Source organism: Verrucosispora sp. WMMD573, from assembly GCF_027497175.1.
GTDB lineage: Bacteria > Actinomycetota > Actinomycetes > Mycobacteriales > Micromonosporaceae > Micromonospora.
This window is the reverse complement of the sequence record NZ_CP114901.1, coordinates 1,864,800-1,890,253: the sequence shown is the minus strand read 5'-3', so window position 1 is coordinate 1,890,253 and position 25,454 is coordinate 1,864,800. Positions and strand designations below refer to the sequence as shown.

20 protein-coding genes and 1 pseudogene are annotated in these 25,454 nt (G+C 71.4%); 10 read left to right on the top strand and 11 right to left on the bottom strand.

Annotated elements, in window-relative coordinates:
- Positions 1 to 30: 30 nt before the first annotated feature.
- The 3 genes from O7601_RS08760 (at position 31) to O7601_RS08750 (ending at position 4,065) form a co-directional block, all read left to right on the top strand.
- Positions 31 to 2,436, top strand: a complete 2,406-nt coding sequence (locus O7601_RS08760; protein ID WP_281566849.1) for an immune inhibitor A domain-containing protein — start codon at positions 31 to 33, stop codon at positions 2,434 to 2,436.
- 119 nt (positions 2,437 to 2,555) lie between these two features.
- Positions 2,556 to 3,044: a DUF5818 domain-containing protein gene (locus O7601_RS08755; protein ID WP_281565690.1), complete on the top strand. Its 489-nt coding sequence runs from the start codon at positions 2,556 to 2,558 to the stop codon at positions 3,042 to 3,044.
- A gap of 88 nt (positions 3,045 to 3,132) precedes the next feature.
- Positions 3,133 to 4,065 carry an alpha/beta hydrolase gene (locus O7601_RS08750; RefSeq protein WP_281565689.1) on the top strand — a complete coding sequence of 311 codons (933 nt, stop codon included), beginning with the start codon at positions 3,133 to 3,135 and terminating at the stop codon, positions 4,063 to 4,065.
- A 15-nt stretch (positions 4,066 to 4,080) separates the two neighbouring features.
- Here O7601_RS08750 and O7601_RS08745 read toward each other — a convergent pair whose 3' ends face one another.
- Both O7601_RS08745 and O7601_RS08740 read right to left on the bottom strand, forming a co-directional pair.
- Entirely contained in the window at positions 4,081 to 4,446 is a 366-nt protein-coding gene (locus tag O7601_RS08745; protein ID WP_281565688.1) for a hypothetical protein, read from the bottom strand.
- Entirely contained in the window at positions 4,443 to 7,319 is a 2,877-nt protein-coding gene (locus tag O7601_RS08740) for an SseB family protein (RefSeq protein WP_281565687.1), read from the bottom strand. Before O7601_RS08740 ends, O7601_RS08745 begins: the two co-directional genes overlap by 4 nt.
- Positions 7,320 to 7,470: 151 nt before the next feature.
- On the opposite strand from O7601_RS08740, the gene mycP reads away from it, so the two are divergent.
- The gene (gene mycP / locus O7601_RS08735) at positions 7,471 to 8,721 is read left to right on the top strand and encodes a type VII secretion-associated serine protease mycosin (protein ID WP_281565686.1); all 1,251 of its coding nucleotides are present in this window, start codon (positions 7,471 to 7,473) and stop codon (positions 8,719 to 8,721) included.
- A gap of 38 nt (positions 8,722 to 8,759) precedes the next feature.
- Here the strand turns inward: mycP and O7601_RS08730 are convergent, their stop codons facing one another.
- A complete protein-coding gene (locus O7601_RS08730; RefSeq protein ID WP_281565685.1) occupies positions 8,760 to 9,053 on the bottom strand; it encodes a WXG100 family type VII secretion target in 294 nt (97 codons plus the stop codon).
- Between the two features lie 28 nt (positions 9,054 to 9,081).
- Complete coding sequence (locus O7601_RS08725; protein WP_281566848.1) at positions 9,082 to 9,402, bottom strand: WXG100 family type VII secretion target; 321 nt, start codon at positions 9,400 to 9,402, stop codon at positions 9,082 to 9,084.
- Positions 9,403 to 9,812: 410 nt separating this feature from the next.
- On the opposite strand from O7601_RS08725, the gene eccE reads away from it, so the two are divergent.
- The 4 genes and pseudogenes from eccE to rarD all read left to right on the top strand — a co-directional run bounded on the left by eccE (position 9,813) and on the right by rarD (position 13,223).
- Complete coding sequence (gene eccE / locus O7601_RS08720; protein WP_281565684.1) at positions 9,813 to 11,522, top strand: type VII secretion protein EccE; 1,710 nt, start codon at positions 9,813 to 9,815, stop codon at positions 11,520 to 11,522.
- Between the two features lie 45 nt (positions 11,523 to 11,567).
- Complete coding sequence (locus tag O7601_RS08715; protein ID WP_093404048.1) at positions 11,568 to 11,954, top strand: phage holin family protein; 387 nt, start codon at positions 11,568 to 11,570, stop codon at positions 11,952 to 11,954.
- 130 nt (positions 11,955 to 12,084) lie between these two features.
- Positions 12,085 to 12,213: pseudogene (locus tag O7601_RS08710) on the top strand (GNAT family N-acetyltransferase); the annotation flags it as partial.
- Positions 12,214 to 12,287: 74 nt separating this feature from the next.
- Positions 12,288 to 13,223: an EamA family transporter RarD gene (gene rarD, locus O7601_RS08705; RefSeq protein WP_281565683.1), complete on the top strand. Its 936-nt coding sequence runs from the start codon at positions 12,288 to 12,290 to the stop codon at positions 13,221 to 13,223.
- A gap of 12 nt (positions 13,224 to 13,235) precedes the next feature.
- Here the strand turns inward: rarD and O7601_RS08700 are convergent, their stop codons facing one another.
- Positions 13,236 to 13,928 (bottom strand): zf-HC2 domain-containing protein, encoded by a 693-nt coding sequence (locus tag O7601_RS08700; protein ID WP_281565682.1) that lies wholly within the window; start codon positions 13,926 to 13,928, stop codon positions 13,236 to 13,238.
- Entirely contained in the window at positions 13,925 to 14,446 is a 522-nt protein-coding gene (locus O7601_RS08695) for a sigma-70 family RNA polymerase sigma factor (RefSeq protein ID WP_281565681.1), read from the bottom strand. The genes O7601_RS08700 and O7601_RS08695 overlap by 4 nt, the downstream gene beginning before the upstream one ends.
- Positions 14,447 to 14,666: 220 nt before the next feature.
- On the opposite strand from O7601_RS08695, the gene O7601_RS08690 reads away from it, so the two are divergent.
- Positions 14,667 to 16,790 carry a PhoX family phosphatase gene (locus O7601_RS08690; RefSeq protein ID WP_281565680.1) on the top strand — a complete coding sequence of 708 codons (2,124 nt, stop codon included), beginning with the start codon at positions 14,667 to 14,669 and terminating at the stop codon, positions 16,788 to 16,790.
- Between the two features lie 82 nt (positions 16,791 to 16,872).
- Here the strand turns inward: O7601_RS08690 and O7601_RS08685 are convergent, their stop codons facing one another.
- On the bottom strand, positions 16,873 to 17,655 hold the full coding sequence (locus O7601_RS08685; RefSeq protein ID WP_281565679.1) for an IclR family transcriptional regulator C-terminal domain-containing protein: 783 nt from the start codon (positions 17,653 to 17,655) through the stop codon (positions 16,873 to 16,875).
- Between the two features lie 154 nt (positions 17,656 to 17,809).
- Between O7601_RS08685 and O7601_RS08680 the strand changes: the two genes are divergently transcribed.
- On the top strand, positions 17,810 to 19,009 hold the full coding sequence (locus O7601_RS08680) for an MFS transporter (protein ID WP_281565678.1): 1,200 nt from the start codon (positions 17,810 to 17,812) through the stop codon (positions 19,007 to 19,009).
- A gap of 27 nt (positions 19,010 to 19,036) precedes the next feature.
- Here O7601_RS08680 and O7601_RS08675 read toward each other — a convergent pair whose 3' ends face one another.
- From O7601_RS08675 to nuoL, 4 genes are all read right to left on the bottom strand, one after another.
- Positions 19,037 to 20,122 (bottom strand): polyprenyl synthetase family protein, encoded by a 1,086-nt coding sequence (locus tag O7601_RS08675; RefSeq protein WP_281565677.1) that lies wholly within the window; start codon positions 20,120 to 20,122, stop codon positions 19,037 to 19,039.
- A gap of 91 nt (positions 20,123 to 20,213) precedes the next feature.
- Positions 20,214 to 21,764, bottom strand: a complete 1,551-nt coding sequence (nuoN, locus tag O7601_RS08670; RefSeq protein ID WP_281565676.1) for an NADH-quinone oxidoreductase subunit NuoN — start codon at positions 21,762 to 21,764, stop codon at positions 20,214 to 20,216.
- Between the two features lie 108 nt (positions 21,765 to 21,872).
- Entirely contained in the window at positions 21,873 to 23,405 is a 1,533-nt protein-coding gene (locus tag O7601_RS08665; RefSeq protein WP_281565675.1) for an NADH-quinone oxidoreductase subunit M, read from the bottom strand.
- Positions 23,406 to 23,484: 79 nt separating this feature from the next.
- Positions 23,485 to 25,431, bottom strand: coding sequence for an NADH-quinone oxidoreductase subunit L (gene nuoL / locus O7601_RS08660; RefSeq protein WP_281566847.1), 1,947 nt, complete (start codon positions 25,429 to 25,431; stop codon positions 23,485 to 23,487).
- Between the last annotated feature and the right edge of the window lie 23 nt (positions 25,432 to 25,454).

The following is a 25,454-nucleotide window of genomic DNA, read 5'->3' as shown; positions in this document are numbered from 1 at the left end:
ATCCGGAGGTACCACGTGCGGAAAGTCGCAGTGGGTCTGCTCGGGCTCTCGTTGACGGCGACAGGACTAACGGTCGGCTCATCCGCCGCAGCCGCGCCGCAGCCGGAGGCTCTGGCGGCCGCCCCGTCCATCGCGGAGCCCGCCCACGCCGAACACGACCTACCGAACCCGCTTGAGGCCAAGCGCCGCGCCCTGCGTCAGGAGGGCCTCAGTGAGGTGCTCTCGGGCCGAGCCAAGGCCGAACGAATCAACGGCAGCACGGTGGTCAAGGTCGGCGAGCGGGCCGCCCGTGGCGGTGAGGCCGGTCCCAACGCGAAGGCCACCAAGCGCGGCCGAGGCCCAACCGAGAAGCAGTACGTCGAGCTGTCCCGGGAACAGACCGACCAGATCTTCGTGATCCTCGCCGAGTTCGGCAACGACCGGCACCCCAGCTACCCAGACCAGGACACCGACCCGGATACCCCCGGCCCGACGAGGTTCGACGGCCCGCTGCACAACGAGATCCCCGAGCCGGACCGGTCGGTGGACAACTCCACCGTCTGGCAGGCGGACTACGACGCCGACCACTACCGGAAGCTCTACTTCGGCACCGGTTCCGGTGACCAGTCGGTGAAGCAGTACTACGAAGCCCAGTCCTCCGGCCGCTACAGCGTCGACGGCGTGGTCACCGACTGGGTCAAGGTCCAGTACAACGAGGCCCGCTACGGCCGCTCCAGCGGCTACCCGTGCGAGGGGATCGTCTGCAACAACGTCTGGGCGCTGGTGCGCGACGCCGCCAACCAGTGGGTCGCCGACCAGAAGGCGGCCGGGCGGACCGACGAGGAGATCGCCGCCGACGTGCGGGCGATGGACGAGTGGGACCGCTACGACCACGACTCGGACGGCAACTTCAACGAGCCGGACGGCTACATCGACCACTTCCAGATCGTGCACGCCGGCGGCGACATGGCCGACGGTGACCCGATCCAGGGCGAAGACGCCATCTGGAGCCACCGCTGGTACGCGTACGCCTCCGACCAGGGCCGCACCGGGCCGTCGAACTTCCCGGCGGGCGGTACCCAGATCGGCGACACCGGCGTCTGGATCGGCGACTACACCATCCAGCCGGAGAACGGCGGTCGCAGCGTCTTCTACCACGAGTACGCCCACGACCTCGGCCTGCCGGACGACTACAACGTCATCAGCGGCGGCGACAACAACAACGAGCACTGGACGCTGATGGCCCAGAGCCGGCTCGGCGCCAAGAACGACGGCGGCATCGGCGAGCGCGGCGGCGACCTCGGCGCCTGGAACAAGCTCCAGCTCGGTTGGCTCGACTACGAGGTGATCGTGGCCGGGCAGAAGCGGACGCTGACCCTCGGCCCGCAGGAGTACAACACCAAGGAGGCCCAGGCCGCCGTGGTGGTGCTGCCCGAGCGGGAGTACACCTTCGACAACGGCGCGCCGTTCGAGGGCGACAAGCAGTTCTTCTCCGGCAACGCGGACGACCTCAACAGCACCATGACCCGCACGTTCGACCTGACCGGCAAGTCGGCGGCGGCCCTGTCGATGAAGGGCCGCTACAGCATCGAGGCTGACTACGACTACCTCTTCTTCGAGACCTCCGTCGACGGCGGGCAGACCTGGACGTCGCAGAACGGGACGGTCGACGGCGAGCCGTTGAAGGAGATCTCCCCCGGCCGGTTCGCGCTGGACGGCAGTTCCGACGACGAGTGGGTCGACATCGAGATCCCGCTGGACCAGGTGGCCGGGGACAGCGTCGCGTTCCGGTTGCGCTACCAGACCGACGGCGGTGTCTCCGAGGGCGGCTTCTTCGGCGACGCGGTCGCCCTCGTCGCCGACGGCGAGACCGTCTTCACCGACGGTGCGGAGTCCGACGCGGACGGCTGGACGCTGGCCGGCGGGTTCGAGGTGGTCGAGGCAACGTACACGCGGAACTTCGCGAACTACTACATCGCGGGCACCCGGCAGTACATCTCGTACGACAGGTACCTCAAGACCGGCCCGTACTTCTTCGGGTACGGGAACACCAAGCCGGACTACGTGGACCACTACGCGTACCAGGAGGGGCTGCTGATCTCGTACTGGAACACCCGGTGGGCGGACAACGACACGTTCGCGCACCCGGGTGAGGGCCGGAACATGATCATCGACGCCCACCCGCGGCCCATCTACAACCTGACCGGGCAGCCCTGGCGGGCTCGGATCCAGGTCTACGACGCGCCGTTCGGTCTCAAGAAGGCGGACTCGTTCACGCTGCACCTGAACAGCCAGCCGCAGTACATCCGTGGGCAGGCCGCGCAGCCGCTGTTCGACGACACCAAGAAGTACTGGTTCCCGGAGCTGCCGAACCACGGCGTCAAGCTCCCCGCCACCGGCACCAAGATCAAGGTGCTGGAACAGAAGGGGATCTACACCAAGGTCCGCTTCTCCTGACCCACGCCGAACCGACGACGTGCTGCCCCGGGCGTGCAACTTGCCCGGGGCGGCACGCTTTCTCGGCACCGGCCTGACCCGGCAGGGAACCGCAACGAGCCTGCTCACGTCGTACCCTGATGCCCACCACCAACCGCATCCGCACGCCGGCGACCTGCCTCGCCATGCTGCTGGCCCTGGCCGGTTGCGGCGAGCCGGACGGAGGCGCCGTGACCGCCGACCAGAGCCCCACCGCAACCGGCAGCTCTCCGGTCGGCAGCCCCGACCGCCCGGCCGGCGATGCCAGCGGGCAGCCTCCCGTGGGGCGGACCGGCAGCCCTCCGTCACCCACCGACCCGCCGCTGATCGGCACCCCGACGGCACCGCCACGCCATCCCACCGAGCTGCGCAAGTCCAATGTCCTGGCCGGCCGACTCAGCCGGGGCGGAAGCGGTCCCTGCTACACCCTGGTCACCGACGACGGCCGGGAGTACGCGTTGCACGGCACCGACAAGGGCACCTTCGCCACCGGAACCTGGGTACGGGTGACCACCGCTCCGGCAACTGCCGAGGTGGACTGCGGCCCGGGAACCCCGGTCAGCATCCTCAAGATGAGCCCGGTGGGTTGACCGACAGCGCCCTTCGGTCGGACCGGCCCGGCACCCACGCCGACGGCACCAACCGATCGGCAGGACAGCGGGCCCTAGGCTGTCGGGCATGACCGAGCAGCGTGACGAGGCCGTCGACGAGTCCTGCGTACTCACCGAGGGGCCGTGGACGCACCGGTTCGTGGGTGCCAACGGCAGCCGCTTCCACGTCGTGGAGGCCGGCACCGGGCCGATGGTGCTCTTCCTGCACGGCTTCCCCGAACACTGGTGGGCCTGGCACCGGATGCTGCCGGCGGTCGCCGACGCCGGCTTTCGCGCCGTCGCGGTGGACCTGCGGGGCTACGGCGCCAGCGACAAACCACCCCGGGGGTACGACGGCTACACCCTCGCGGCCGACATCGCCGGGCTGATCAGGGCGCTGGGCGAGCGCTCGGCCACGCTTGTCGGCACCGGCGCCGGCGGCATGATCGCCTGGACCGCGGCGTCGTTCCACCCCAACCTGGTACGCCGCCTGGTGGTGCTCGGCGCCCCGCACCCGCTGCGGCTGCGGGCCGCCATCTTCGCCGACCCGCGCGGTCAGTTCGCCGCGTCGACCCCCGCACTGAGGTTCCAGCTGCCCCGGTACGAACACCTCCTCACCCGCGACAACGGCCGCGCGGTGGAGGAGATCCTGCGCCGGTGGGCCGGCGACCGCTGGGTCAGCGGCGCTGACTTCGCCGATTACGCGCGGCGCTACCGGGAGGCCATGCGGATCCCGCAGGCTGCCTTCTGCGCCCTGGAGGGCTACCGGTGGGCGTTCCGATCGGTGCTGCGGCTGCACGGCTACCGGTTCGTGAAGCTGATGCAACGACCGCTGTCCGCTCCCACCCTGCAACTGCACGGCGCACGGGACGTGGCCGCGTTGCCGCGCACCGCCCAGGGATCCGGACGCTACGTCAGTGCGCCGTACGAGTGGCGACTGCTCGACGAGGTCGGGCACTTCCCTCACCTGGAGACACCGGAACTGGTGCTCGGTGAGATCCTGCGCTGGGCGAAGTCCTGACCCGCGCGGACGGGCTCAGACCCGCTGCTCGCGTACGTCGGTGACCTCGCCGACGGGGGCCCAGCCCTGGTAGACGCCGAAGTCGAACGCCTCCAGCCGCATCGCCTGCGCGACCGGCCAGCGTCCACCGGTGTACTCGACCCGCAGCCATCCGTCGTGCTCGGCCAGCACGATGAACGGCTGCCCCTTCCAGGTGCAGGTGGTGCGGACGTACGCCAGTTCCTCGATCTCGTTCGCCGCGACCACCCGGACGTGCCGGCCGGGACGCACCTCGGTGAAACCCTCGGTCGCCTCCGGCTGGTACAGCCGAACCTCGCCGCCGTCCGGGCTGGCCTGGAACTCCCGCCCGCGCCAGCGCGCCACATAGCCGTCCCGCGTCACCGCTCACCGACCTCCTGCCAGGAGAGCGTGTCGGCGTCGAGCACGGCGATCAGCCGCTCGGTACCCGAGGCGTCGATGCGCACGAGTTGGGCACCGTGCGGGAGCCGGACGCTGTCCACCTTGAACTCGGCAAGCACGTCGCTACCCGAACCGGGGGCGAAGCCGTTGCCCCGGAACGGGGGCCGTTCGATCACCCAACCCTCCATCGCCCGCATGGCCGCCTCGTTCTGCCCGCCGTAGGGGATGCGGTACAGGCTCGGCCGGTAGGCCGGCCACCTGAGCACGTAGATCTGTTCGGCGTCGGGCGCGAAGGGCGACTCGGCATGGTTGAGGCCGAGCGCCTGGTACAGGGCGGCCGGGGTGGTGAGATGCGCCAACTCGGTCGCCCGGTGGACGAACCCGGAGACCCGGTCGTAGCCCCGTTCCAGGTAGTAGCCGAGTTGGCTCGGGGCGATCGCCTTCTGCATCACGATCGGCCGGGCCGGGTCGCCCGACGGTGCCGCCTGTCGTGGACTGCTCGCCGGTGCGGGAGCCTCGACGGTCGTCTCGGGCTCGCCCTCCGCGTCGTCGCCGAGGCCGAGTTCGGCAGCCCAGTTGGCCAGCCCGACGATCTGCTCGCCGGGCAGCTTCGCGCCCACCGGGGTGCCGGGGTTGACCGCGAACGACCACGAAGGGTCGGGCCACCTCCGGATCAGCTGGACGAAACGGACCTGGACCGTCTCGGCCGCCGGATCGGTGTGGTCGGCGAGGCGCTGCGGGGAGGTGTAGGCCACCACGAAGGTCTGCCCGTCCAGCTGCACCGCCGGCCAGACGAAACCCGGGTCGCCGGGGCGGCTACCGGTGGCGGAGTCGGCCGCGACCGGCATGAGGACCCGGGCCAGCAGCAGCGTGGACAGGAAGGTGTCCGTGCTGCCGGTCTCGGCGGCGCCGTACAGGTCGTCCTCTACCTCGTTGGCGGGCCGGAAGGGCGGCGCGGCGGCGGGCGCCGCCGACGCGGGCTCGGGCTCGGGTTCGGGCTCCGAGGATCCGGCAGCCGGGGGCGCTTCCGTGGCCGGCGCGGTCGATGCGGGCACCGAGGACGGCGACGCCGCCGACGGCGGTGCGGACACCGGGGTGAACAGCGAGGGCGTCTCCGTGACCGGGGCGGCCGTCGGGTCGGCGGTGGCCGGTGGTGCCGCCCCGCCGTCGGTGTCCGTCCGGGGCCGGCTGTCCGTTGCCGGGGCTGCCGTCGGAACAGCCGCCGTCGGCTCGGGCGTCACCGTCCGGACCGGCACGGTCGGCTCGGGCGTCACCGTCGGCGTCGCCACGGTCGGCTCGGCTTCCGAGACGCTCGGCGTCGGGAAGCGCACCGTCGGCTCCGGATCGGCGGCCGTCGGCTCCGGTGCCGGCACGGGCGGGGCCGCCACCTCGGTGTCCTGCGGTGCCCGACGAGCGGACGGTGCCCCCGCCCGGGGCACCGGCCCGCTGCCGTCGTGCGGCGCCCCGCCGGGTTGGCCGGGGTGACCGTTGGTCATGGTGAGGTCGCGGGCCTCGATGATGGTGCCCTCTATGACGATCGGGGTGAAACCGCGGCGCGGCGCGGGCGGAGCGGAGACCGGCTCGGCCGCCGTGGCCGGCTCCTCCTCGACCGGCTGGCGCCGGGGTAGCGCCTGGGTCGGGTCACCGCCGCCAGCGGTCGGATCACCGCCGCCCGGTGCCGCCCAGCCCGCCGGCGTGCTCACCCGCAGCGACCGGACCGGCCCGTCGGGCGGCGGCAGCGGTTGGGTCGCCTCCTCGTCCGGGACCTGTCGCGTCCGGGTGGCCTGGTCGGTCTCGCTGAACACGAAGGCGCGAGTCGGCCCGTCGGATGGCGGTTCGCCGGCCGGTCCGCGCCGGGGAAACGGCTGACCGCCCCGGAACCGGGACGGTGGCGCGGCCCGCTCGGCAAGGCGGTCACCGCGATGCGTCGAGCGACCGTTGGCGGGCTCGAAGAAGGAGCGCTGAGCTGGCGGGTCGGAACCGGTCGCTCGTCCGTTGCTGGGCGCTCCGGGCCGCTCCGGCGTCGCGGGCCATCCCGGCCCGGCGGAGGTCGGCTCCTCGTTCCGGCCCGGCGACGGCCGCCGGGGCGCCATGCCGTCCCTGCTCGGGTCGTCCGGCCGGACACCGCCGAGATCACCCGGCCACTGTGGGCCGGCCGCACCGGTACGGCCCATACCGCTGCCGTCGGGGCGGGCCGGACGGGGCGGGGCGGGTGCCCGGTCGGCGGGCTCCGGTCGGTGCGGGCCGGCGACCGTGCCCGCCGCCGCCGATGGCACCTCGGGAAGATGGAAGGCCGCCGGCACCACCGGCGGCGCCGGCGAGTGCTGGGTCGGTCGGACCGGGCCCGGTTGTCGCGGTGGGGACGGCGGATTCGGCGTCGCCGGGGCGCCTGCGGAGGCGGCGTCGCGAGCCCGGTTCAGCGCCTCCACGCGTTCCAACCGGGCGCGGGCACCCACCGTGCGGCCCGGTAGCCGGACGTCACCTCGGGACAGCTGGGAGACGTACCAGGCGGGCAGGTAGCCCTCGATGGGCAGGCCCGGGTTCACCGCCAGCCACCACTCGTGGTTCGGCCAGCTCGCGGCGAGTTCGGCGTAGCCGGTACGTCGGCTGGGGCCGGCGTGCTCGCCGAGGCAGGCCCGCATCGCCTCGGCGGAGGTGAACGCCAGCACGTGTGTGCGGCCGCCCGTCGTCCAGGTGCCCCAGCCCACCGGCGTCTGCCCTGCCGCCGCCTGGGCGGAGACCGGCAGCAGCAGCTCGACACCGGACAGGATACGGAAGTAAAGCTGCTGGTCATTGCCGTGCAGCGCGTCGCGCATCGCCGCCTCGGCCCCGGTGGCCGGCTCCCAGTCGGTCACGGCCACCCCTCCTCCCGGGCACAGCCATAGGTATCGGATACAACCTACAAGGTGATCACAAGATCACAATGCCAGGCCGGCGGTGGCCCGCCCGGTTCACCAGCAACCGATAACATCCGGTCCCGGTGTCGACACGATACGGAGGCGGTCGATGTACCGGGTACCAGGTGCGTGGCGACACCGGCGGGCTGCTCGACGCCTGCCGTACCTCGTCCTGGCGGGTCTGGTCGCAGCCCTGCTGGCCGGCCCGATGACGCCAGGCGCGGTGACGCCGGCCCGCGCCGCGCCGGGATGCGCGTCGCCACCGGCACCGGCCCGACCGGTTGCCGCGACCCCGTGGGCACAGCAGCGGTACGCACCGGAGCGCCTCGCCCGGCTGGCCACCGGTGCCGGAGTGACCGTGGCGGTGGTCGACTCGGGCGTGGACCGGCGGCATCCCCAACTGGCCGGGCGGGTGCTCGCCGGCAGCGACCTGCTCGATGCCGGCGGCGACGGTGGCCTCGACTGTGTCGGTCATGGCACCGGCGTGGCGAGCCTCATCGCCGCCGCGCCACGCGCCGGGACCAGCTTCCGTGGGCTGGCACCGAAGGCCCGGATCCTGCCGGTCCGGGTCAGCGAACAGCAGGTCGTGGATGGGCATGGGACGGGACGCACGGTAGCCCCACGGGACCTCGGCCGGGCCATCCGATGGGCGGTCGACCAGGGCGCCACCGTCGTCAACCTCTCCGTGGTGCTCTACGTCGACCATCCCACGGTCCGCGCGGCGGTCGGATACGCGCTCAGCCGGGACGTGGTCGTGGTGGCCGCCGCCGGCAACCTCTCCGGTGGTGCCGAACGCCGCCCGTATCCAGCCACGTACGAAGGGGTGCTCGCGGTCGGCGCGGTCGGCGAGGACGGGGCACGGGCCGACTTCTCGCAGACCGGAGCGCACGTGGATCTCGTCGCTCCCGGTGTCGATGTGCTGATCGCCGCCCCCGGGCACGGTCACCGCAGCGCCGACGGAACCAGTTACGCGGTGCCCTTCGTCGCCGCCACCGCGGCCCTGCTGCGCCAGTACCGCCCGGACCTCAACGCGGTCGAGGTGGCACGGCGGATCGTCGCCACCGCCGATCCGGCACCCGGTGTCGGGTACGGCGCGGGTGTGCTCAATCCGTACCGGGCGGTGACCGAGACCGGATCGGCGTCGGGACACCCGCGACCGGTGACCGGGCCGGCTGGCGATCGGCCTGATCCGACATTGCTGGCGCAGCAGGACCGTAGGAGCGACGCGCGACGCCATGCACTGCTGCTGACCGGTGCGGGGGTGCCGATGGTGGCTGCCGTCGTGCTGGCCGCGGCGGTGCTGCCCCGAGGGGTACGCCGCCGATGGCGTCCGGCCGACCATGACCACGACGCGGGGTGACGCCGATCGACGTCACCCCGCCGTCGGTGCGCAGCGGCTCACTGGAAGAGGTTGGTGTTCCGCTTCTCGGTGTCGAGATAGTCGGCAGCGGACTCGTCCACCGCGAGCTTGATGTCGCGCAGCATCACCTGGAGATCCTGCGAGGCGTTGCGCCACCGTGCCTGCCGCTGCTCGTAGGCCTGCTGGGCCGCGCCGGACCAGCTGGCGACCAGCGGCGCCGCGTCGCGCTCCAACTGGCCGAGTTGGGCGTCCAGTGTGTTCAGCGCCCGTTGGATGTCCGCGCTGGCCTGTTGCAGCGCGGCGAAGTTGACGACCAGCACACCGTGCTCCATCGGATTCTTCTCCCTGTGGTCGTGGGCTCTAGAGCGGCAGTTGGATGCCGCCGCGGTTGGTGGCGGCCACCCGGACGGCCGCCTCGGCGTCCGACGCGTCGTACCGCGTGCCGGCGGCGCGGATCGCCCCCGCCGTCTCTCGCAGGGCCTGCTGCAACCCGGCCTGGTCCTCCGCCCACTTCCGTTTGACCTGCTCGAACGACCGGCCACCAGCCCCGCGCCAGGCCTGCTGGAGGATCTCCAACTGGACCAGCAGTCCACTGAGCATCGACTGCAACGACTGGTCGGTCTGCTCGAACTTCGCCGCGGTCTGCTGCATCACCGCGGCCTCTGCCTGGGTCTGGGACACCTTGGACGTCACCTCGTCTCCTCGATCGTGGCTGGCCCTACGGCGGGAACGCACCACCCACGACGCCGGAGGGGGAGCACGACGCGGGATGGGCCAACGAGAACTCGTCGCTGAGAGTAGCGACACGATCGCGGTTCTGCTACCCCGCCGAGTTCCCCTGTGGACAACGCGATCGCTGCCCGGTAACTACGATGGGCGGCGGCAGTGTCGCGATGGGTGATCGGCTCTGGGGAGGTGTGGTGACGGCGACCCTAACTCCCACCCGCCCGGATGCGGCCGCTCTCCCTTTCTACGGCGATCCGTCTGCCGGCCCCGAGCCTCGAATCCTCCCCGCCGGGGCCCCGCCACGCACCGGCCGTCGAAGGCAACCGGCTCGGCTTCGGTCGGGGCAGATCGTCGCGACCCAGGTGGTGGCGGCGACGCTCATCGCCGTACCGGGCCGGGGCCTCCTGGCGACGATTGCCACGACACTGGTGGCCGCCGCGCTGCTCACCGTGACCTGGTGCCGGGTTCGCCGGCGCTGGTTGCACGAGTGGCTGGTCGTCGGCCTCGGCTACCTGGCCCGACGGCGGCTGACCAGCCCCCACTCCGGCCAGGCCGAGCTACTCGACCTGGTGGACCCGCACGCCGTGATCCGTGTCGTGGAGTTGGGCGATGGTCCGGCCGCCCTGCTGGACGATCCGGGCGGCCTGGTCGCCCTGCTGGAGATCGGCGATCCGGCCGACCTGCTCGGTGACGGCGAACTGTCACTACCGTCACCCGCATCGCTGCTCCCGGCCGAGACCGACCAGGCACCACCCGTACGCGTACAACTTCTCCTGACCGGCACGCCGGCACCGGCGGTCGGTGCCGGCGGCAGCGCGCCGGCCGTCTCCTACCGTCAGCTCACCGACGGGCAGCTGGCCGGCCGCGAGCGGGCCGTGCTGGCGGTGCGGGTGTCGCGGACGCGGGGCTGGCCGGAGGAGGCGCTGCGGCACGCCCTCGCGGGCACCGTTCGGCGCATCGTCCGGCGGCTCCGACCGGTGACCGTGCGGCCGATGGGCGAGCAGCCGATCCGGCGGGTGCTCGCCGAGTTCGCCCACCACGACGGACGTCCGCTGCGGGAGTCCTGGCAGGCGGTCCGCTGCGGCGGCCTGTTGCAGACCACCTTCCGGCTGAGCCGGTGGCCGGGCGGGGACGCGGCCACACTCTTGCCCCGGCTGTGGGAGCTGCCGGCGACCGCGGTCACGGTGTCGCTGCACACCGGGACGGAGCGGCCCACGGCCGCCGGGCTGCTCGTCCGGCTGGCCGCGACGACACCCACCGAGCTTTCGGTGGCGGCCCGGCAGTTACGGCGGACGGTGGCCGCCGACGGCGCGGCGGTGGAGCGACTCGACGGCGGGCAGTTGGACGGGCTCGCCGGAACGCTGCCGTTGGCTCTGCCCGGGACGCCGTCACCGACCGGTGCCGGAGAACCGGAGCGGGAGGCACCGATCGGTAGCGAGGGCCTGGCCCGGGAACTGCCGATCGGTGCCGCCGGGCTGATGCTCGGCGTCAACCGGCGCGGCCACGCCGTCACCATCCGGCTGTTCCGGCCGGAAAGCACCCGACTGATGCTCGTCGGCGGGGTACCCGCCGCCCAACTGGTCGTGGTGCGTGCGGTGGCACTCGGGGCCAGGGTGATCGTCCAGACCGCCCGGCCACCCGCCTGGGAGCCGCTCGTCCGGGGCGTCGGCTGGCCGGGCGGGCCGGTCCGGCTGACCCCACCGGACCGCCCGGTGGCGGGAGAACCCGGCACGCCACTGGCCCCGGTGCTCGTGGTGCTGGACGCGCCAGCGCCCGCCGGTCCCCGGCCGGGCACCGCCTGGCACACCACGCTGCTGGTCCGCGACGTGCTGACCACCGCCGACGCGGACGCGCTGAGCCGGGCCGACCTGGCAGTTTTCCAGCCGCTCAGCCCGGCGGAAGCCACCGTCGCCGGCAACGCGCTGGGGCTCGGCGACGCGGCGGAGTTGCTGACCCGGAGCCGGCACGACATGGTCGCCGTGGTCAACCGGCGCGCCCTGCGGTGGGCACTGCTCGCCTGCACCGCGATCGAGGCGCAGCTCATCGACGCCCGGACCCTCCGCCGGGCCGGATGATCTCGCGGGTTCCGCCCACGCGCCCGCCGTGGCACCATGCCCGCCATGGGTTTTCTGAAAGGTCTACTGATCCGGGTCGGCGCCACGGCGGTGGCCTTCTGGCTGGCCACGCTGCTCATCCCCGGCATCTCACTCGACACCGAATCGGTCTCCGAGACGATCCTGACCCTGATCCTCGTCGCGGTCATCTTCGGGGTCGTCAACGGGGTGCTCCAGCCGATCATCAAGACCGTCGGCTGTGGTTTCTACCTGCTCACCCTCGGCCTGATCGCACTTGTGGTCAACGGTCTGCTCTTCCTGCTCACCGGCTGGATCGCGGATCAGGCCGGGCTGCCGTTCGACGTCGACGGCTTCTGGCCGGCCGCGGTGCTGGGGGCGCTCTTCGTCGGCGTCGTCACCTGGATCCTCGGCGCCATCCTCGACCGCGACTGACCGCCTCTCGGCACACCGCTCGCCCCCGGCCGGCGGCCACCCGCCGGTGACCACCGGCCGGGGCGAGCGGCGGCCATATCCCGGGAATTGGCTGCCGAGAAGCCCCGGGTGCGGCACTAGCTTCGGTGGAGTGTTCACTCTCGCCCGCGATGACGGCTACACGATCAGCACCGATCCGGCCCGGCTCGATCTGGATCTCGTGCATACCCGGCTCAGTGGGGACGCGTACTGGGCGCTCGGGCGGGACCGGGAGACGGTGACGTTGCGCTACCAGGCCGTGAGCCCGCTCACCAGCAAGGATCGACAACCCCGTACGCCCCTTACGGTGGAGCCGTGACGTCGCTCCGCCTCGGATACCTCTACGGACTCGGTGCGTACCTGCTGTGGGGGTTCTTTCCGCTCTACTTCAAGCTGCTGCGCCCGGCCGGTCCGCTGGAGATCCTGGCCCACCGGGTGGTGTGGTCCGTCGCCTTCGTCGCCCTGCTGCTCGTCGCGCTACGCAATGTCGGTTTCCTGCGATCCCTGCTGCGTCGGCCCCGGACGCTCGCGGGGATCGGCGCCGCCGCCACGCTGATCGCGGTCAACTGGTTCACCTACATCTACGGCGTCAACTCCGACCGGGTGGTGGAAACCGCCCTCGGCTACTTCATCAACCCGCTGGTGGTGGTCCTGCTCGGGGTGCTGGTGCTACGCGAGCGGCTACGCCCGGCGCAGTGGCTGGCCCTCGGCGTCGGCGCCCTGGCCGTGGCCGTGCTCACCGTCGACTACGGCCGGCTGCCGTACCTCGCGCTGATCCTGGCGTTCACCTTCGGCGGGTACAGCCTGGTGAAGAAGCGCCTGGGCCTGCCCGCGGCGGAGGGCCTGTTCGTCGAGTCGGCGGTGCTGTCGCTGCCCGCGTTGGGCTACCTCGGCTGGCTCGCCGCCACCGGTGACGCCGCGTTCGGTCACGTCTCGGCCGGGCACACGGCCCTGCTGGTGCTCGCCGGAGCGCTGACCGCCATCCCGCTGCTGCTCTTCGCCGGTGCCGCCAACCGGCTGCCACTGACCTCCCTCGGCATGCTCCAGTACGTGGCGCCGATCCTCCAGCTCGGCTGCGGCATACTGATCTTCCACGAGCCGATGCCGCCGGCCCGGCTGGCCGGCTTCGCCCTCGTCTGGCTCGCCCTGATCGTCTTCACCGCCGACGCCGTACGCCAGGCGCGGCACGCCCGCCGCCTGCGCCTGGGCGGCACCGTGCCACCCACGGCGGCGGTCGCCACCGGCCGCTGACACTGGCCCGCTTCAGCGGACCTCGTAGGCGAGCACGGGGGTGCCGTCGGCACGGATCAGTTCCAGCCGGACCAGCTCGGCGTTGGTGAAGCGGGTCGCCCCGGTGATCCGCAGATCGTCGCCGGGCGCGGCCAGCCAGGAACCGATCTGCTCCTGCGAACCGTCCCCGGCGTGCGCCACCAGCCGGAAGGCGTTCGCCTTGCCGTACCCGGCCCGCTCGTCGTAGCCACAGTGCATGGTGACCTCGGTGCCCCAGTTGGTACCGGTCAGGCCGATCTCGGCGTGCAGCGACACCGTGCCGGAGACCGGTTGCATCTGCACCATCCGAACCTGTGCCAGCGGCCCGTTCGGTCCCTGCCCGGGCAGCACCGTGGCCACCCCGAAGCCGACCACCAGCGCGAACGCGGCGGCGGCCAGCCCGATCACCGCGTACCGCAGCCGCCCGGCCTGCCGCTCGCGGCGTCGGCGCTCCCGCGCGGCGTCGAGCAGCTCGGGCACCCGGGGGTTCTCCGGCGGCGGCAGGAACTGTTCGAGGCTGGCCGGGTCCAACCGACCGAGCAGGCCGGGCAGCACGGCGATCTCCGAAACCGACTGCTGGCAGGCCGGGCAGTCGACGAGATGCCGTTCGTAGGCCACGCGGTCGGCCGGGGAGAGCGCGCCCAGCACGTACGCCCCGTCGTCGTACGCGAACTCGCAACGGTTCATCCGGTCACCCCCATCTCGGCCAGGACCAGCCGTAGGGAGCGCAGCGCGTAATGGGTGCGGGACTTCACCGTGCCCGGCGGCACGCCCAGCCGGGAGGCCGCCTCGGAAACCGATCGTCCCTGGTAGAAGCACTCCACCAGGACATCACGGTGCGAGGGACTGAGCCGGTTGAGCGCCTCCGCGACCGTCCACGCCTCGACGGCCCGCTCGGTTTCGTCTACGACCTCCGGCGGCTCGGGAAGCTCGTCGGTGTAGACCTCGCCGACCCGGGTGGACCGCCGTCGCCAGGCGTCGATCGCGAGGTTGCGCGCGGTGGTGAAGAGCCAGGCACGTACCGAACCGCGCCGAGGGTCTAGCGACTCCGGATGCCGCCAGGCCCGCAGCAGCGTCTCCTGCACCAGGTCCTCGGCGCGCTGCCGGTCGCCGTTGACCAGCCGCAACGCGTGCGCGTACAGCGCCTCGGCATGCTCGTCATGCAGGGCGCGCAGCAGGTGGGCGTCGTGGTCGCTGATGGTCATCTCCTCGCTCTCGGCGCGAGCGGGCGCGGTGTTACGACAGGAGATACGTGCTGTCACACCGAACGGTTCATTCCCAGCTCAACCTGGGATTCCCGGGGGATGGAGTTCATCGCTGGTTCACATCGACGCCGACCCGCGCTCACCGCGCCGCCCTAGCGTCCGGCGGGTACGCGTCGGTGACCTGCACCGACGTGCACCGACCCTCAGGAGGATCCTCCCCATGAGCGACCGTCCCCGGCTGCTCCCGCTGCTGGGCACCCCCCGCCACGGCAGCCGCGACGCCATGACCTGCCTTTACCGCTGCGGCAACGCCTGTGACCACCCGGTACCCAACACCTCCGACAACGCGTACTTCGGTGACGTGGTGAACGCCGAGGTCAGCCGCCGCGGTGTGGTCCGCGCCGGAGCGGTCGGCGCTTTGGTGCTCGGTTTCAGCGGCGCTGCGGCCGGCGCGCTGGCCGGCGCGGCCCCCGCCGCTGCCGCCCCGGTTCCGCCGGTGCCCCCGGCCGGTCAGCCGGCGGCGGCCGGCCGTCGCCCGGGCAGCGGTGCCCTGAGCTTCAAGCCGATCCCGCCGAACACCCTCGACACGTTCGTCGTGCCGAACGGCTACGACCACGCCGTGGTCATCCGCTGGGGCGACCCGGTGGTGCCCGGTGCGCCGGAGTTCAACCTGCGCCGGCAGACCGCCGCCGCGCAGGCCAAGCAGTTCGGCTACAACAACGACTTCGTCGGCGTGCTGCCGCTGGACAAGCGGGGCAAGCGGGCGCTGCTCGTGGTCAACCACGAGTACACCAACGAGGACCTGATGTTCCCCGGCTTCACCAGCCAGGACGCGCTAAGCGTCGAGCAGGTGAAGGTGGCGATGGCCGCACACGGGATGTCCGTGGTGGAGATCGAGCGGGTCGCCGGCACCGGCCAGTGGCAGGTCGTCGACTCCGGCCGCCGGCCGTACAACCGCCGCGTCGACGCACTGAGCAGCAAGTTCGAGCTGACCGGCCCGGCCGCCGGCTCGTCGTTCGTGAAGACGGCCGCCGACCCGAAGGGTCGTACGGTCATCGGCACACTCAACAACTGCGCCGGCGGCGTGACCCCCTGGGGCACCGTGCTCTCCGGTGAGGAGAACTTCAACCAGTACTTCGTCGGCGGCGACGCGGCACCGGAGTCGGAGAAGGCCCGGCTGGCCCGGTACGGGATCAGCACCACCGCCCGCTACCCGAGCGGCAGCCGCAAGTGGGACCGGGCCGCCGAGCGCTTCGACCTCGCCAAGCACCCCAACGAGGCCAACCGGCACGGCTGGGTCGTGGAGATCGACCCGTTCGACCCGGAGAGCCGTCCGCGCAAGCACACCGCGCTCGGCCGGTTCAAGCACGAGGGCGCGAACGTCATCGTCGCGCGCAGCGGGCACGTGGTCGCCTACATGGGCGACGACGAGCGCTTCGACTACCTCTACAAGTTCGTCTCGGACAAGAAGTTCATGAAGGGTGACTCCTGGGTCGCCCGCAAGCACAACCTGACGCTGCTGGAGTCCGGCACCCTGTACGTCGCCAAGCTCGACCAGACCAGCGCCGAGGAGATCGACGGCTCAGGCGCCCTGCCCAGCGACGGCGCCTTCAACGGCCGGGGCCGCTGGATCAAGCTGGTCAGCGGCAACCGTTCCTACGTGGACGGGATGACCGCCGCCGAGGTGTTGACCTTCACCCGATTCGCCGGTGACAAGGTCGGCGCGACCAAGATGGACCGTCCGGAGGACGTCGAGCCGAGCCTGCTCACCGGCAAGGTGTACGTGGCGCTCACCAACAACTCCAACCGTGGGGTCGGCAGCAACCCGGCGCCGGACGAGGCCAACCCGCGTACCGCGAACCGGCACGGGCAGATCCTGGAACTGGTCGAGGACCGGGGGGACAACACCTCCGACACGTTCACGTGGTCGCTGCCGATCGTCTGCGGCGACCCGGCGGACCCGTCGACCTACTTCGCCGGGTACGACAAGACCAAGGTCTCGCCGATCTCCTGCCCGGACAATGTGGCGTTCGACGCCACCGGCAACCTCTGGATCTCCACCGACGGTAACGCGCTGGGTAGCAACGACGGCCTCTTCGCCACCGCGACCGAAGGGCCGGAGCGCGGCCACCTGAAGCAGTTCCTGACCGTCCCGACGGGTGCGGAGACCTGCGGTCCGTTCATCACCGAGGACAGCCGCTCGGTCTTCGTGGCCGTGCAGCACCCGGGGGAGATCACCGGCGCCACGGTCGACAACCCGGCCTCCACGTGGCCGGACGGCGACTACGCCAAGCCGGGCGTGGTCGTGACCTGGCGGCTGGACGGCGGACCGGTCGGTAGCTGACCCCGATCCGGCATCGCGCCGGCCGCCCATCCGACGGCCCTCTCCCCACCAGGGAGGGGGCCGTCTCGGCGGGTGGCGCCGGTCAGTTGTCGGCGGCCAGGCCGTCGGCGATGGCGCGCGCGGCGGTGAGCAGTTTGGTCCGCACCACCCGGGCGGAGGTCATCATCTCGCTGGCGGGCAGTGCGCAGGCCAGCACCGTCCGCCGCTCCATGTCCTTGTCCGGGCTCACCAGCACGGCGGCGCAGGCCACGCCCTGCCGGAACTGACCCAGCTCCAACTGCATCCCGCGTCGGTCCCCCGCGGACAGGTCGGCCTCGAACGCCTCCGGGGTGGTGAGGGTGGCGCTGGTGAACGGACGCATGCCGTAATCACGCAGGTAGCGGTGGCGCTGCTCGGCGGTGAGCGTGGCCAGCAGGGCCTTGCCGAGCGCGGTCGCGTGGGCCCCCTCGTCGAAACCGGGGACCAGATCCTCCAGGTACGGCGAGCGGTTGCCCTCCGCCACTGCGGTGATCGCCACCTGGCCACCCACGAACCGGCCCAGGAAGTGACTCCAGCCGGTCTCCAGGGCCACCCGGCGCAGGCTCTCGCCGATGGCCGGTGAACCACGGAAAGCGGCGACCAGTTCCCGGTAGCGGTCGGCCACCTCCAGGCCCACGATGTACGTGCCGTCCTCCCGACGAATCACGTATCCCTCGTACGCGAGGGTACGAACCAGGTGGTACGTGGTGGCCACGGTCAGCTCGCAGCGGCGGGCGATCTGTTTGACCGTCAGGCCCCGCGGGGCACGACCGACCGACTCAAGCACTCGAAGCGCGCGGGAGACACTTCGGATCAGGTCCGAAGGTTCCGCCAGGGGGTCACGCACAACCACCTCCGCCACCGGGGACTTACACCATATGAAAAAGCGGCTCGGCGCGAAACGCCTGATCGGGTGGATGATCCAGGGTAATCGAATACGCGATGTGAAGTTGACCGCACTTTCCGTCGCCAAGATGCGGCTGGCGTAGGTTAGCCGCACCATGGCCCGCATCGCCCCTGCACGCACCTCGGAAGCCGCCGCACGACCCGTACGGGCCAGTGCGGTCGCGGTCACCGTCACGATCGTCTGTGTCCTGCCGGTCTTCCTGGTCGGCGGGCTCGCCGTGCAGATGCGGGAGGAGCTGGGCTTCTCCCCCGCCGGTCTGGGACTCGTCGTGGCGGTCTACTTCGGCGTCGGCACCCTCGCCTCGGTGCCGTCCGGTGCGCTGGTCGAGCGGTGGGGTGCCGCCGTGGTGGCCCGGGCCGGCATCGTGGTGTCCGCCGGCGCCCTGCTGGCCGTGGCGGTGGTTGCCCGGTCGTACCCGGTGCTGGTCGGTCTGCTCGCCGTGGCCGGCACCGCGAACGCGCTCGGTCAACTGTCCAGCAACGCGCTGCTCGCCCGGCACGTCCCGCCCCGACGGCAAGGGCTGTCGTTCGGCGTCAAGCAGGCAGCCATCCCGGTTTCCACGCTGCTGGCCGGAGTCGCGGTACCCACCCTCGCGCTGACCGTCGGTTGGCGATGGGCCTTCGTGGCGGCAGCCGGTGCCGCGCTGGCCGTGTTGCCGGCGGTACCCGCGCAGCGCGCCCAGGCCGCGCGGCGGCGCACCAAGCGGACCGGCGGCGCGAACCCGGGCCTGGTACTCGTCGGGGTGGCCGCGACGCTGGCGGCGGGTGCGGCGAACGCGCTCGGCACCTTCGTGGTCGACGCCTCGGTCGACCGGGGGCTCGGGCCGGGCATGGCCGGGCTCACCCTGACCCTCGGCAGCGCGGTCTGCGTCGCGGCCCGGATCGGGGTCGGCTGGCTGGCCGATCGACGCACCGGTGGACACATCGCGGTGATCGCCGGTCTGCTGGTGGCCGGTGCCGTGGGGCTGGGCCTGCTTGCGGTGGCCGGCCCCGGGCCGCTGGTGGTCGGCGTGGTGCTCGGCTTCGGTCTGGGCTGGTCCTGGCCCGGGCTAATGAACTTCGCGGTGGTCCAACTGCACCCGCAGGCACCGGCCGCAGCCACCTCGATCACCCAAACCGGGGTGTACGCGGGCGGCTGTCTCGGCCCGCTCGCCCTGGGCCCGCTCGCCGCCACAGCCGGCTACCCGGCCATGTGGCTCACCGCAGCCGCCGCCATGCTCGCCGCCGCCACCCTCATGCTCACCGCCACCCCGCTCCTCTCCACCCCCACGCGTACGGCGACCAAGACTTTTTGATCAACCCGGTGGGGTGGGGTGGGGGGGTTAGCTGGTGCGGTCGGCGATGTGGTCGCAGAGGGATTCGAGGGCGCGGCGGGCCGGGCCGGGTGGAAGGGGTGCGAGGTGGGCGCGGGCGTCCTCGGCGAAGCTGCGGACGGTTTCGCGGGCCCGCTTGAGCGCCGGGCTCTCCCGGAGCAGGCCGAGCGCCTCGGCGTGCAGGGCGTCGTCGGTAAGTGGACCGGTGGCCAGGATCTCCCGCAGGCGCACGGAGGCGGCGTCGGCGTCGTCGGAGGCGAGGGCGTAGAGCACCGGCAGGGTGGGCACGCCCTCCCGCAGGTCGGTACCGGGCGTCTTGCCCGACTCGGTCGACTCGCTGGCGATGTCGAGCAGGTCGTCGGAGAGCTGGAAGGCCACCCCGATGGTCTCGCCGTACCCGGCCAGCGCCGCCACCTGCTCCGGGGCGGCCCCGCTGAACTGGGCGCCGAAATGCACGCTCGTGGCGATCAGGGAACCGGTCTTCTCGGCGATCACCCGCAGGTAGTGCGCCACCGGATCGTCACCGGCCCGTGGGCCGATGGTCTCGGCGATCTGCCCGTGCACCAGCCGGGCGAAGGTCCGCGCCTGGAGACGTACCGCCTCGGGGCCCAGCTCGGCCGCGACGTCCGCGGCCCGGGCGAAGAGGTAGTCGCCGACCAGGATGGCCACCGAGTTGGTCCATCGGGAGTTGGCGCTGGGTGCGCCCCGACGCACCGACGCCTCGTCCATCACGTCGTCGTGGTAGAGCGTGGCCAGGTGGGTCAGCTCCACCACCACGGCCGCCGAGACGACCTCGGCGCGGGTCGGATCGCCGAACTGGGCACCCAGGGCCACCAGCAGCGGCCGGAACCGCTTACCGCCGGCCTCCACCAGGTGCCGGGCCGCCTCGGTGACGAACGGGTCGGCGCTGGCGATGCTCGCCAGCAGCTCCGCCTCGACCGCCGCCAACACGCCGAGCACGGACTCCTCGGTGCGCGGATCGGCGAGGTGAAGGCCGAGCGCGCCGAACTGAGCCGCGCCGGACCGGCTCCGGCGACCACCGGAGCCGGTGACGCCTGAACCCTCGCCACCCCTAATCACCACGCCTCCAACCATGCCACACACGTTCTACCTGCACCGGACCGGGGATACGCGGCGAGGGCCGGCCCACAGCGCGTGGGCCGGCCCTCGATCGGCAGGTCAGCCGTTACCGGACGAAGTCGGCGGCCGAGGACGCGAGGTCGAGCAGCGGCGACGGCGCGACGCCGAGCACCAGCGTGGCGAGCACCCCGATCACCAGGGCGGCCGAGGTGAGCCCGCCGGGAACGGCCACCGTGGGCGTCGAGTCACCCGGCTCGGAGAGCCACATCAGCACCACGACCCGCAGGTACGGGAAGGCCAGCACCATGCTGGTCAACACGCCCGCGATGACCAGCCACACCTGCCCACCGTCCAACGCCGGACCGAAGACCGCGAACTTGCTGGTGAAGCCGCTGGTCATCGGGATGCCCGCGAAGGCCAGCAGGACGAAGGTGAAGACGGCGGCGTAGACCGGCGAGCGTCGACCGAGCCCGGCCCAGCGGGACAGGTGGGTCGCCTCACCGTCGGCGTCGCGCACCAACGTCACCACCGCGAACGCGGCCAACACCGTGAAACCGTAGGCGACCAGGTAGAACATGGTGCCGGAAAGGCCCTCGCTGCCCGGTGCGAGCACACCGACGAGCAGGTAGCCGGCGTTGGCGATCGACGAGTACGCCAGCAGCCGCTTGATGTCGGTCTGCGTCACCGCGAACAGCGCGCCGACCAGCATGGTGAGCACCGCCACAGCGCCCAGCACCGGGGTGAAGTCCCAGCGGGCACCCTCGAAGGCCACATGGAACACCCGCAGCAGGGCACCGAACGCGGCGACCTTGGTGCAGGCCGCCATGAATCCGGTCAACGGCGTCGGCGCACCCTGGTAGACGTCCGGCGTCCAGACATGGAACGGCGCGGCGGCAGCCTTGAACAGCAGACCGATGGCGACCAGCGCCATACCGGCGAAGAGCAGCACCGGGCTGGCCGTCGAGTTGGCCACGGCCGCGTTGACGGTGGCGAAGTCCACCCCGGCCGCCCGGTCACCGAGCCCGGCGGTGAAGCCGTAGATCAGCGCCAGGCCGAACAGGAAGAACGCCGAGGCGTACGCGCCGAGCAGGAAGTACTTCATCGCCGCCTCCTGGCTCAGCAGCCGGCGGCGACGGGCCAGCGCGCAGAGCAGGTAGAGCGGCAGGGAGAAGACCTCAAGCGCGATGAACATGGTCAGCAGGTCGTTCGCCGACACGAAGATCAGCATGCCGCCGATGGCGAAGGTGGTGAGGGGGTACACCTCGCCCGCACCACCGGCGCTCTCCGCCTGCTGGCGGTCCTCCGGCGAGTCGGCGGTCACCGCGGCCTGCGCGACGAACGCACCGCCCCGCTCGACCACCCGCTCGCCGAGCAGCAGCAGCGCGACCGCCGACAGCGCGAGGATCGCGCCCTGAAGGAACAGTGTCGGCCCGTCGACGGCGATCACCCCGATGGTGATCACTCGCTTGTCGGCGTTGACCACCACCATGGTCAGTGCCGCGAGCACCGCCAGCAGCGCCAACGGCAGCTGTACGGGGTGCCGCAGCCGCCGGGGCACGAACGCCTCGACCAGCACCCCGACCACCGCCGCGCCCAGCATGATCAGGATCGGCGCGATCGCCGCGTAGTCGATCGGCGGCAGTTCAAGCTCGGTCACTGGACCAGCCTTTCGTTCGCGACTGCGGGGCTCGCAAGCTCACTCCTCGCGCTCACCCCACCAGCCTTTCGTTCGCGACTGCGGGGCTCGCAAGCTCACTCCTCGCGCTCACCGACTCGCCTCCTGGACGGTGTCTACCGACGGGGCCGGGTCGGTCCGGCCGACGTCCTGCATGGTCGCCTGGATGGCGGGGTTGATCACGTCCGTCACCGGCTTCGGATAGAAGCCGAGCAGCACGATCAGCACGATCAGGGGGGCCACGACGACCTTCTCGCGCAGGTTGAGGTCACGCTTCATGCCGTCGATCTCGGCCAGCGCCGGGTTCAGCGTGCCCTGCGTGGTGCGCTGCACCATCCACAGCACGTACGCCGCCGCCAGGATGATGCCCAACGTGGCGATCACCGCGACCGGCTTGTTCACCGTGAACGTGCCGATCAGCACCAGGAACTCGGAGACGAACGGCGCGGTGCCGGGCAGGGCCAGCGAGGCGAGACCGGCGAAGAAGAGCACACCGGCCAGCACCGGCACCAGTTTGCCCGCGCCACCGAAGTCGCTTACCAGCGCCGAGCCCCGACGCGCGATCAGCATGCCCACCACCAGGAACAGCAGCCCGGTGGCGAGGCCGTGGTTGACCATGTAGAGCACCGCCCCGGTGCCCGCCTGCGTGGTGAAGGCGAAGATGCCCACACCGATGAAGCCGAAGTGGGCGATCGAGGTGTACGACACAAGCCGCTTGAGGTCGTTCTGCCCGACGGCCAGCAGCGCCGCGTAGATGATCCCGATGACCGCCAGGGCCAGCGCCCACGGCGCGAACCACTGGGCCGCGTCCGGGAACAGCGGCAAGCAGTACCGCAGGATGCCGAAGGTGCCGACCTTGTCCAGCACGCCGACCAGCAGCGCGGCGGCACCGGCGGGTGCCGCCCCACCGGCGTCCGGCAGCCAGGTGTGGAACGGGAAGAACGGTGCCTTGATCGCGAACGCGACGAAGAACCCGAGGAAGAGCCAGCGCTCGGCGCCTGTGGAGATGTCCACCTGCGACAGCGCCACCCAGTCGAAGGTCTTGCCGCCGACCACCCACAGGCCGATCACGGCGGCCAGCATGAACAGACCACCGACGAGCGAGTAGAGGAAGAACTTCACCGCCGCGTACTGCCGCTGGTGACCGCCGTAGCTGCCGATCAGGAAGTACATCGGCACCAGCATGACCTCGAAGAACACGTAGAACAGGAAGACGTCGGCGGCGGCGAAGACACCGATCATCGTGCATTCGAGGACGAGTAGCAGCGCGAAGTAGACCGGCACCGACCGCCTTGAGGACTCCGCGTCGTGCCAGGACGCCAGGATCACCAGCGGCACCAGCACCGCGATCAGCATCAGCATGACAAGCGCGATGCCGTCGGCGGCGAAGGTGAAGTTGACCCCCCAGTTCGGGATCCACGGGTACGACTCGCGGAACTGGAACCGGTCGCCACCGACCTGGAAGGTCACCCACATGACCACCGACAGCGCCAGCACCAGCAGCGACCAGCCGAGCGCGACCTGCTTGGCCAGCGTCGGCCGGCTGCGCGGCAGGAGAGCGACGACCACGGCGCCGACAAGTGGCGCCACGGTGAGCACCGAGAGGAACGGGAAGTCGGACATTATGCGGCCTTACCTCCGTCGTCACTGTGCGGTCCGCCGGCGACGGCCGCCTGTGAGGCCGACAGCCTCAAGAGGTCGATCACGCGAACCACCCCGCCTGCACCGCCAGGAAGGCGGCCACCACCAGCAGCGCGCCGGTCAGGATCGAGGTGGCGTACGACCGGACGAAGCCGGTCTGCAACCGCCGGAGCCGGCCCGATCCACCGCCGACGCCCGCCGCCAGGCCGTTGATCAGCCCGTCGATGCCCCGGTTGTCGAGATAGACCAGCGCCCGGGTGAGGAAGATGCCCGGCTTCTCGAAGACCGCCTCGTTGACCGCGTCGGTGTAGAGGTTCTGGCGGGCGGCGGTGACCAGCACCCCGGCCGGCTGCGGCGCGGTAGCCGTTCCGTTGCGGAACAGGAACCAACCCAGCAACGCTCCGAGCACGGTGACCCCCAGCGACAACGCCACGATCGCCCAGTGCGGCAGCACCGCGTCGTGGTGCGCCTCGGCCGTGCCGAGCCCGGCGGTGGTGGTCAGCCAGTCCGGCACTGAGGTGGCCAGCAGCCAACCCGCACCCAGCGAGCCGATGCCGAGCAGGATCAGCGGGATCGTCATCAGCGCCGGGGACTCGTGCGGGTGCTCGATGTCCTCGGTCCACCGCTTCGGCCCGTGGAAGGTCAGCACGAACAGCCGGGTCATGTAGAACGCGGTCAACGCGGCACCGAGCACCGCCGCCCCGCCGAACAGCCAGGCCGTCCAGCCCTCCCGCTCGAAGGCGGCGGCGATGATCGGCTCCTTGGAGAAGTAACCGGAGAACGGGAACATGCCGATGATGGCCAGCCAGCCCGCGCCGAAGGTCAGCCAGGTGATCTTCATGTACTTCGACAGCCCGCCGAAGCGACGGATGTCGACCTGATCCTTCATGCCGTGCATGACCGAACCAGCGCCGAGGAACATGTTGGCCTTGAAGAAGCCGTGCGCCAGCAGGTGCACGATGGCCAGCGCGTACGCCGCGCCACCCAGCCCGACGCCGAGGAACATGTAGCCGATCTGGCTGACCGTGGACCAGGCCAGCACCCGCTTGATGTCGTCCTTGGCGCAGCCGATGATCGCACCGATGAGCAGGGTCAACGCACCGACGCTCACCACCACCAGCTGCAACGTGGCGTTGGCCGAGAAGATGACGTTCGAGCGGGCGATCAGGTAGACACCGGCGGTCACCATCGTCGCGGCGTGGATCAGCGCCGACACCGGGGTCGGGCCCTCCATCGCGTCCGGCAACCACGCCTGGAGCGGGAACTGGCCGGACTTGCCGGCCGCGCCGAGCAGCAGCAGCAGGCCGAGCACCAGCACGGTGCCTCCGGCCAGCGCGCTCACCCCGTTGAACACCTCGTCGTACTGCGTGGTGCCGAGGGTGGCGAACATGATGAAGATCGCGATGGCCAGGCCGGCGTCGCCGACCCGGTTCATCAGGAACGCCTTCTTACCGGCGGTGGCGGCGGCCGGCTTGGTGTACCAGAAGGAGATCAGCAGGTACGACGCCAGACCGACGCCCTCCCAGCCGAAGTACAGCATCACGTAGTTGTTGCCGAGCACCAGCAGCAACATGGCCGCGATGAACAGGTTGAAGTACGCGAAGAAGCGACGCCGGCCCGCGTCGTGCGCCATGTACTCGACGGCGTACAGGTGGATCAGGAAGCCCACACCGGTGATCAGCAGGACGAAGACCCCGGCCAGCGGGTCGAACAGCAGACCGAAGTCCACGTGCAGGCCGCCGACCGCGATGAAGTCCCAGAGGCTCAGCTCGACCGACCGGTTCTCCAGGCCGCGCAGGCCGAGGAAGTAGCTCAGGCCGAGCAGGAAGGCGGCACCGACGGCGGTCACCCCGAGCCAGTGCCCCCAGCGGTCGGCCCGCCGGCCGAGCAGCAGCAGGATCGTCGCGCTGACCAGCGGGATGGCCACCAGCAGCCAGACGCTGCTCAGCAGCCCGTCCGCCGTCGCGTACGAGACGGTCTCGGCCGGAGCAGCCTGGGCGTACGTCATGATTTCGTCCACCGGTGGGCCCC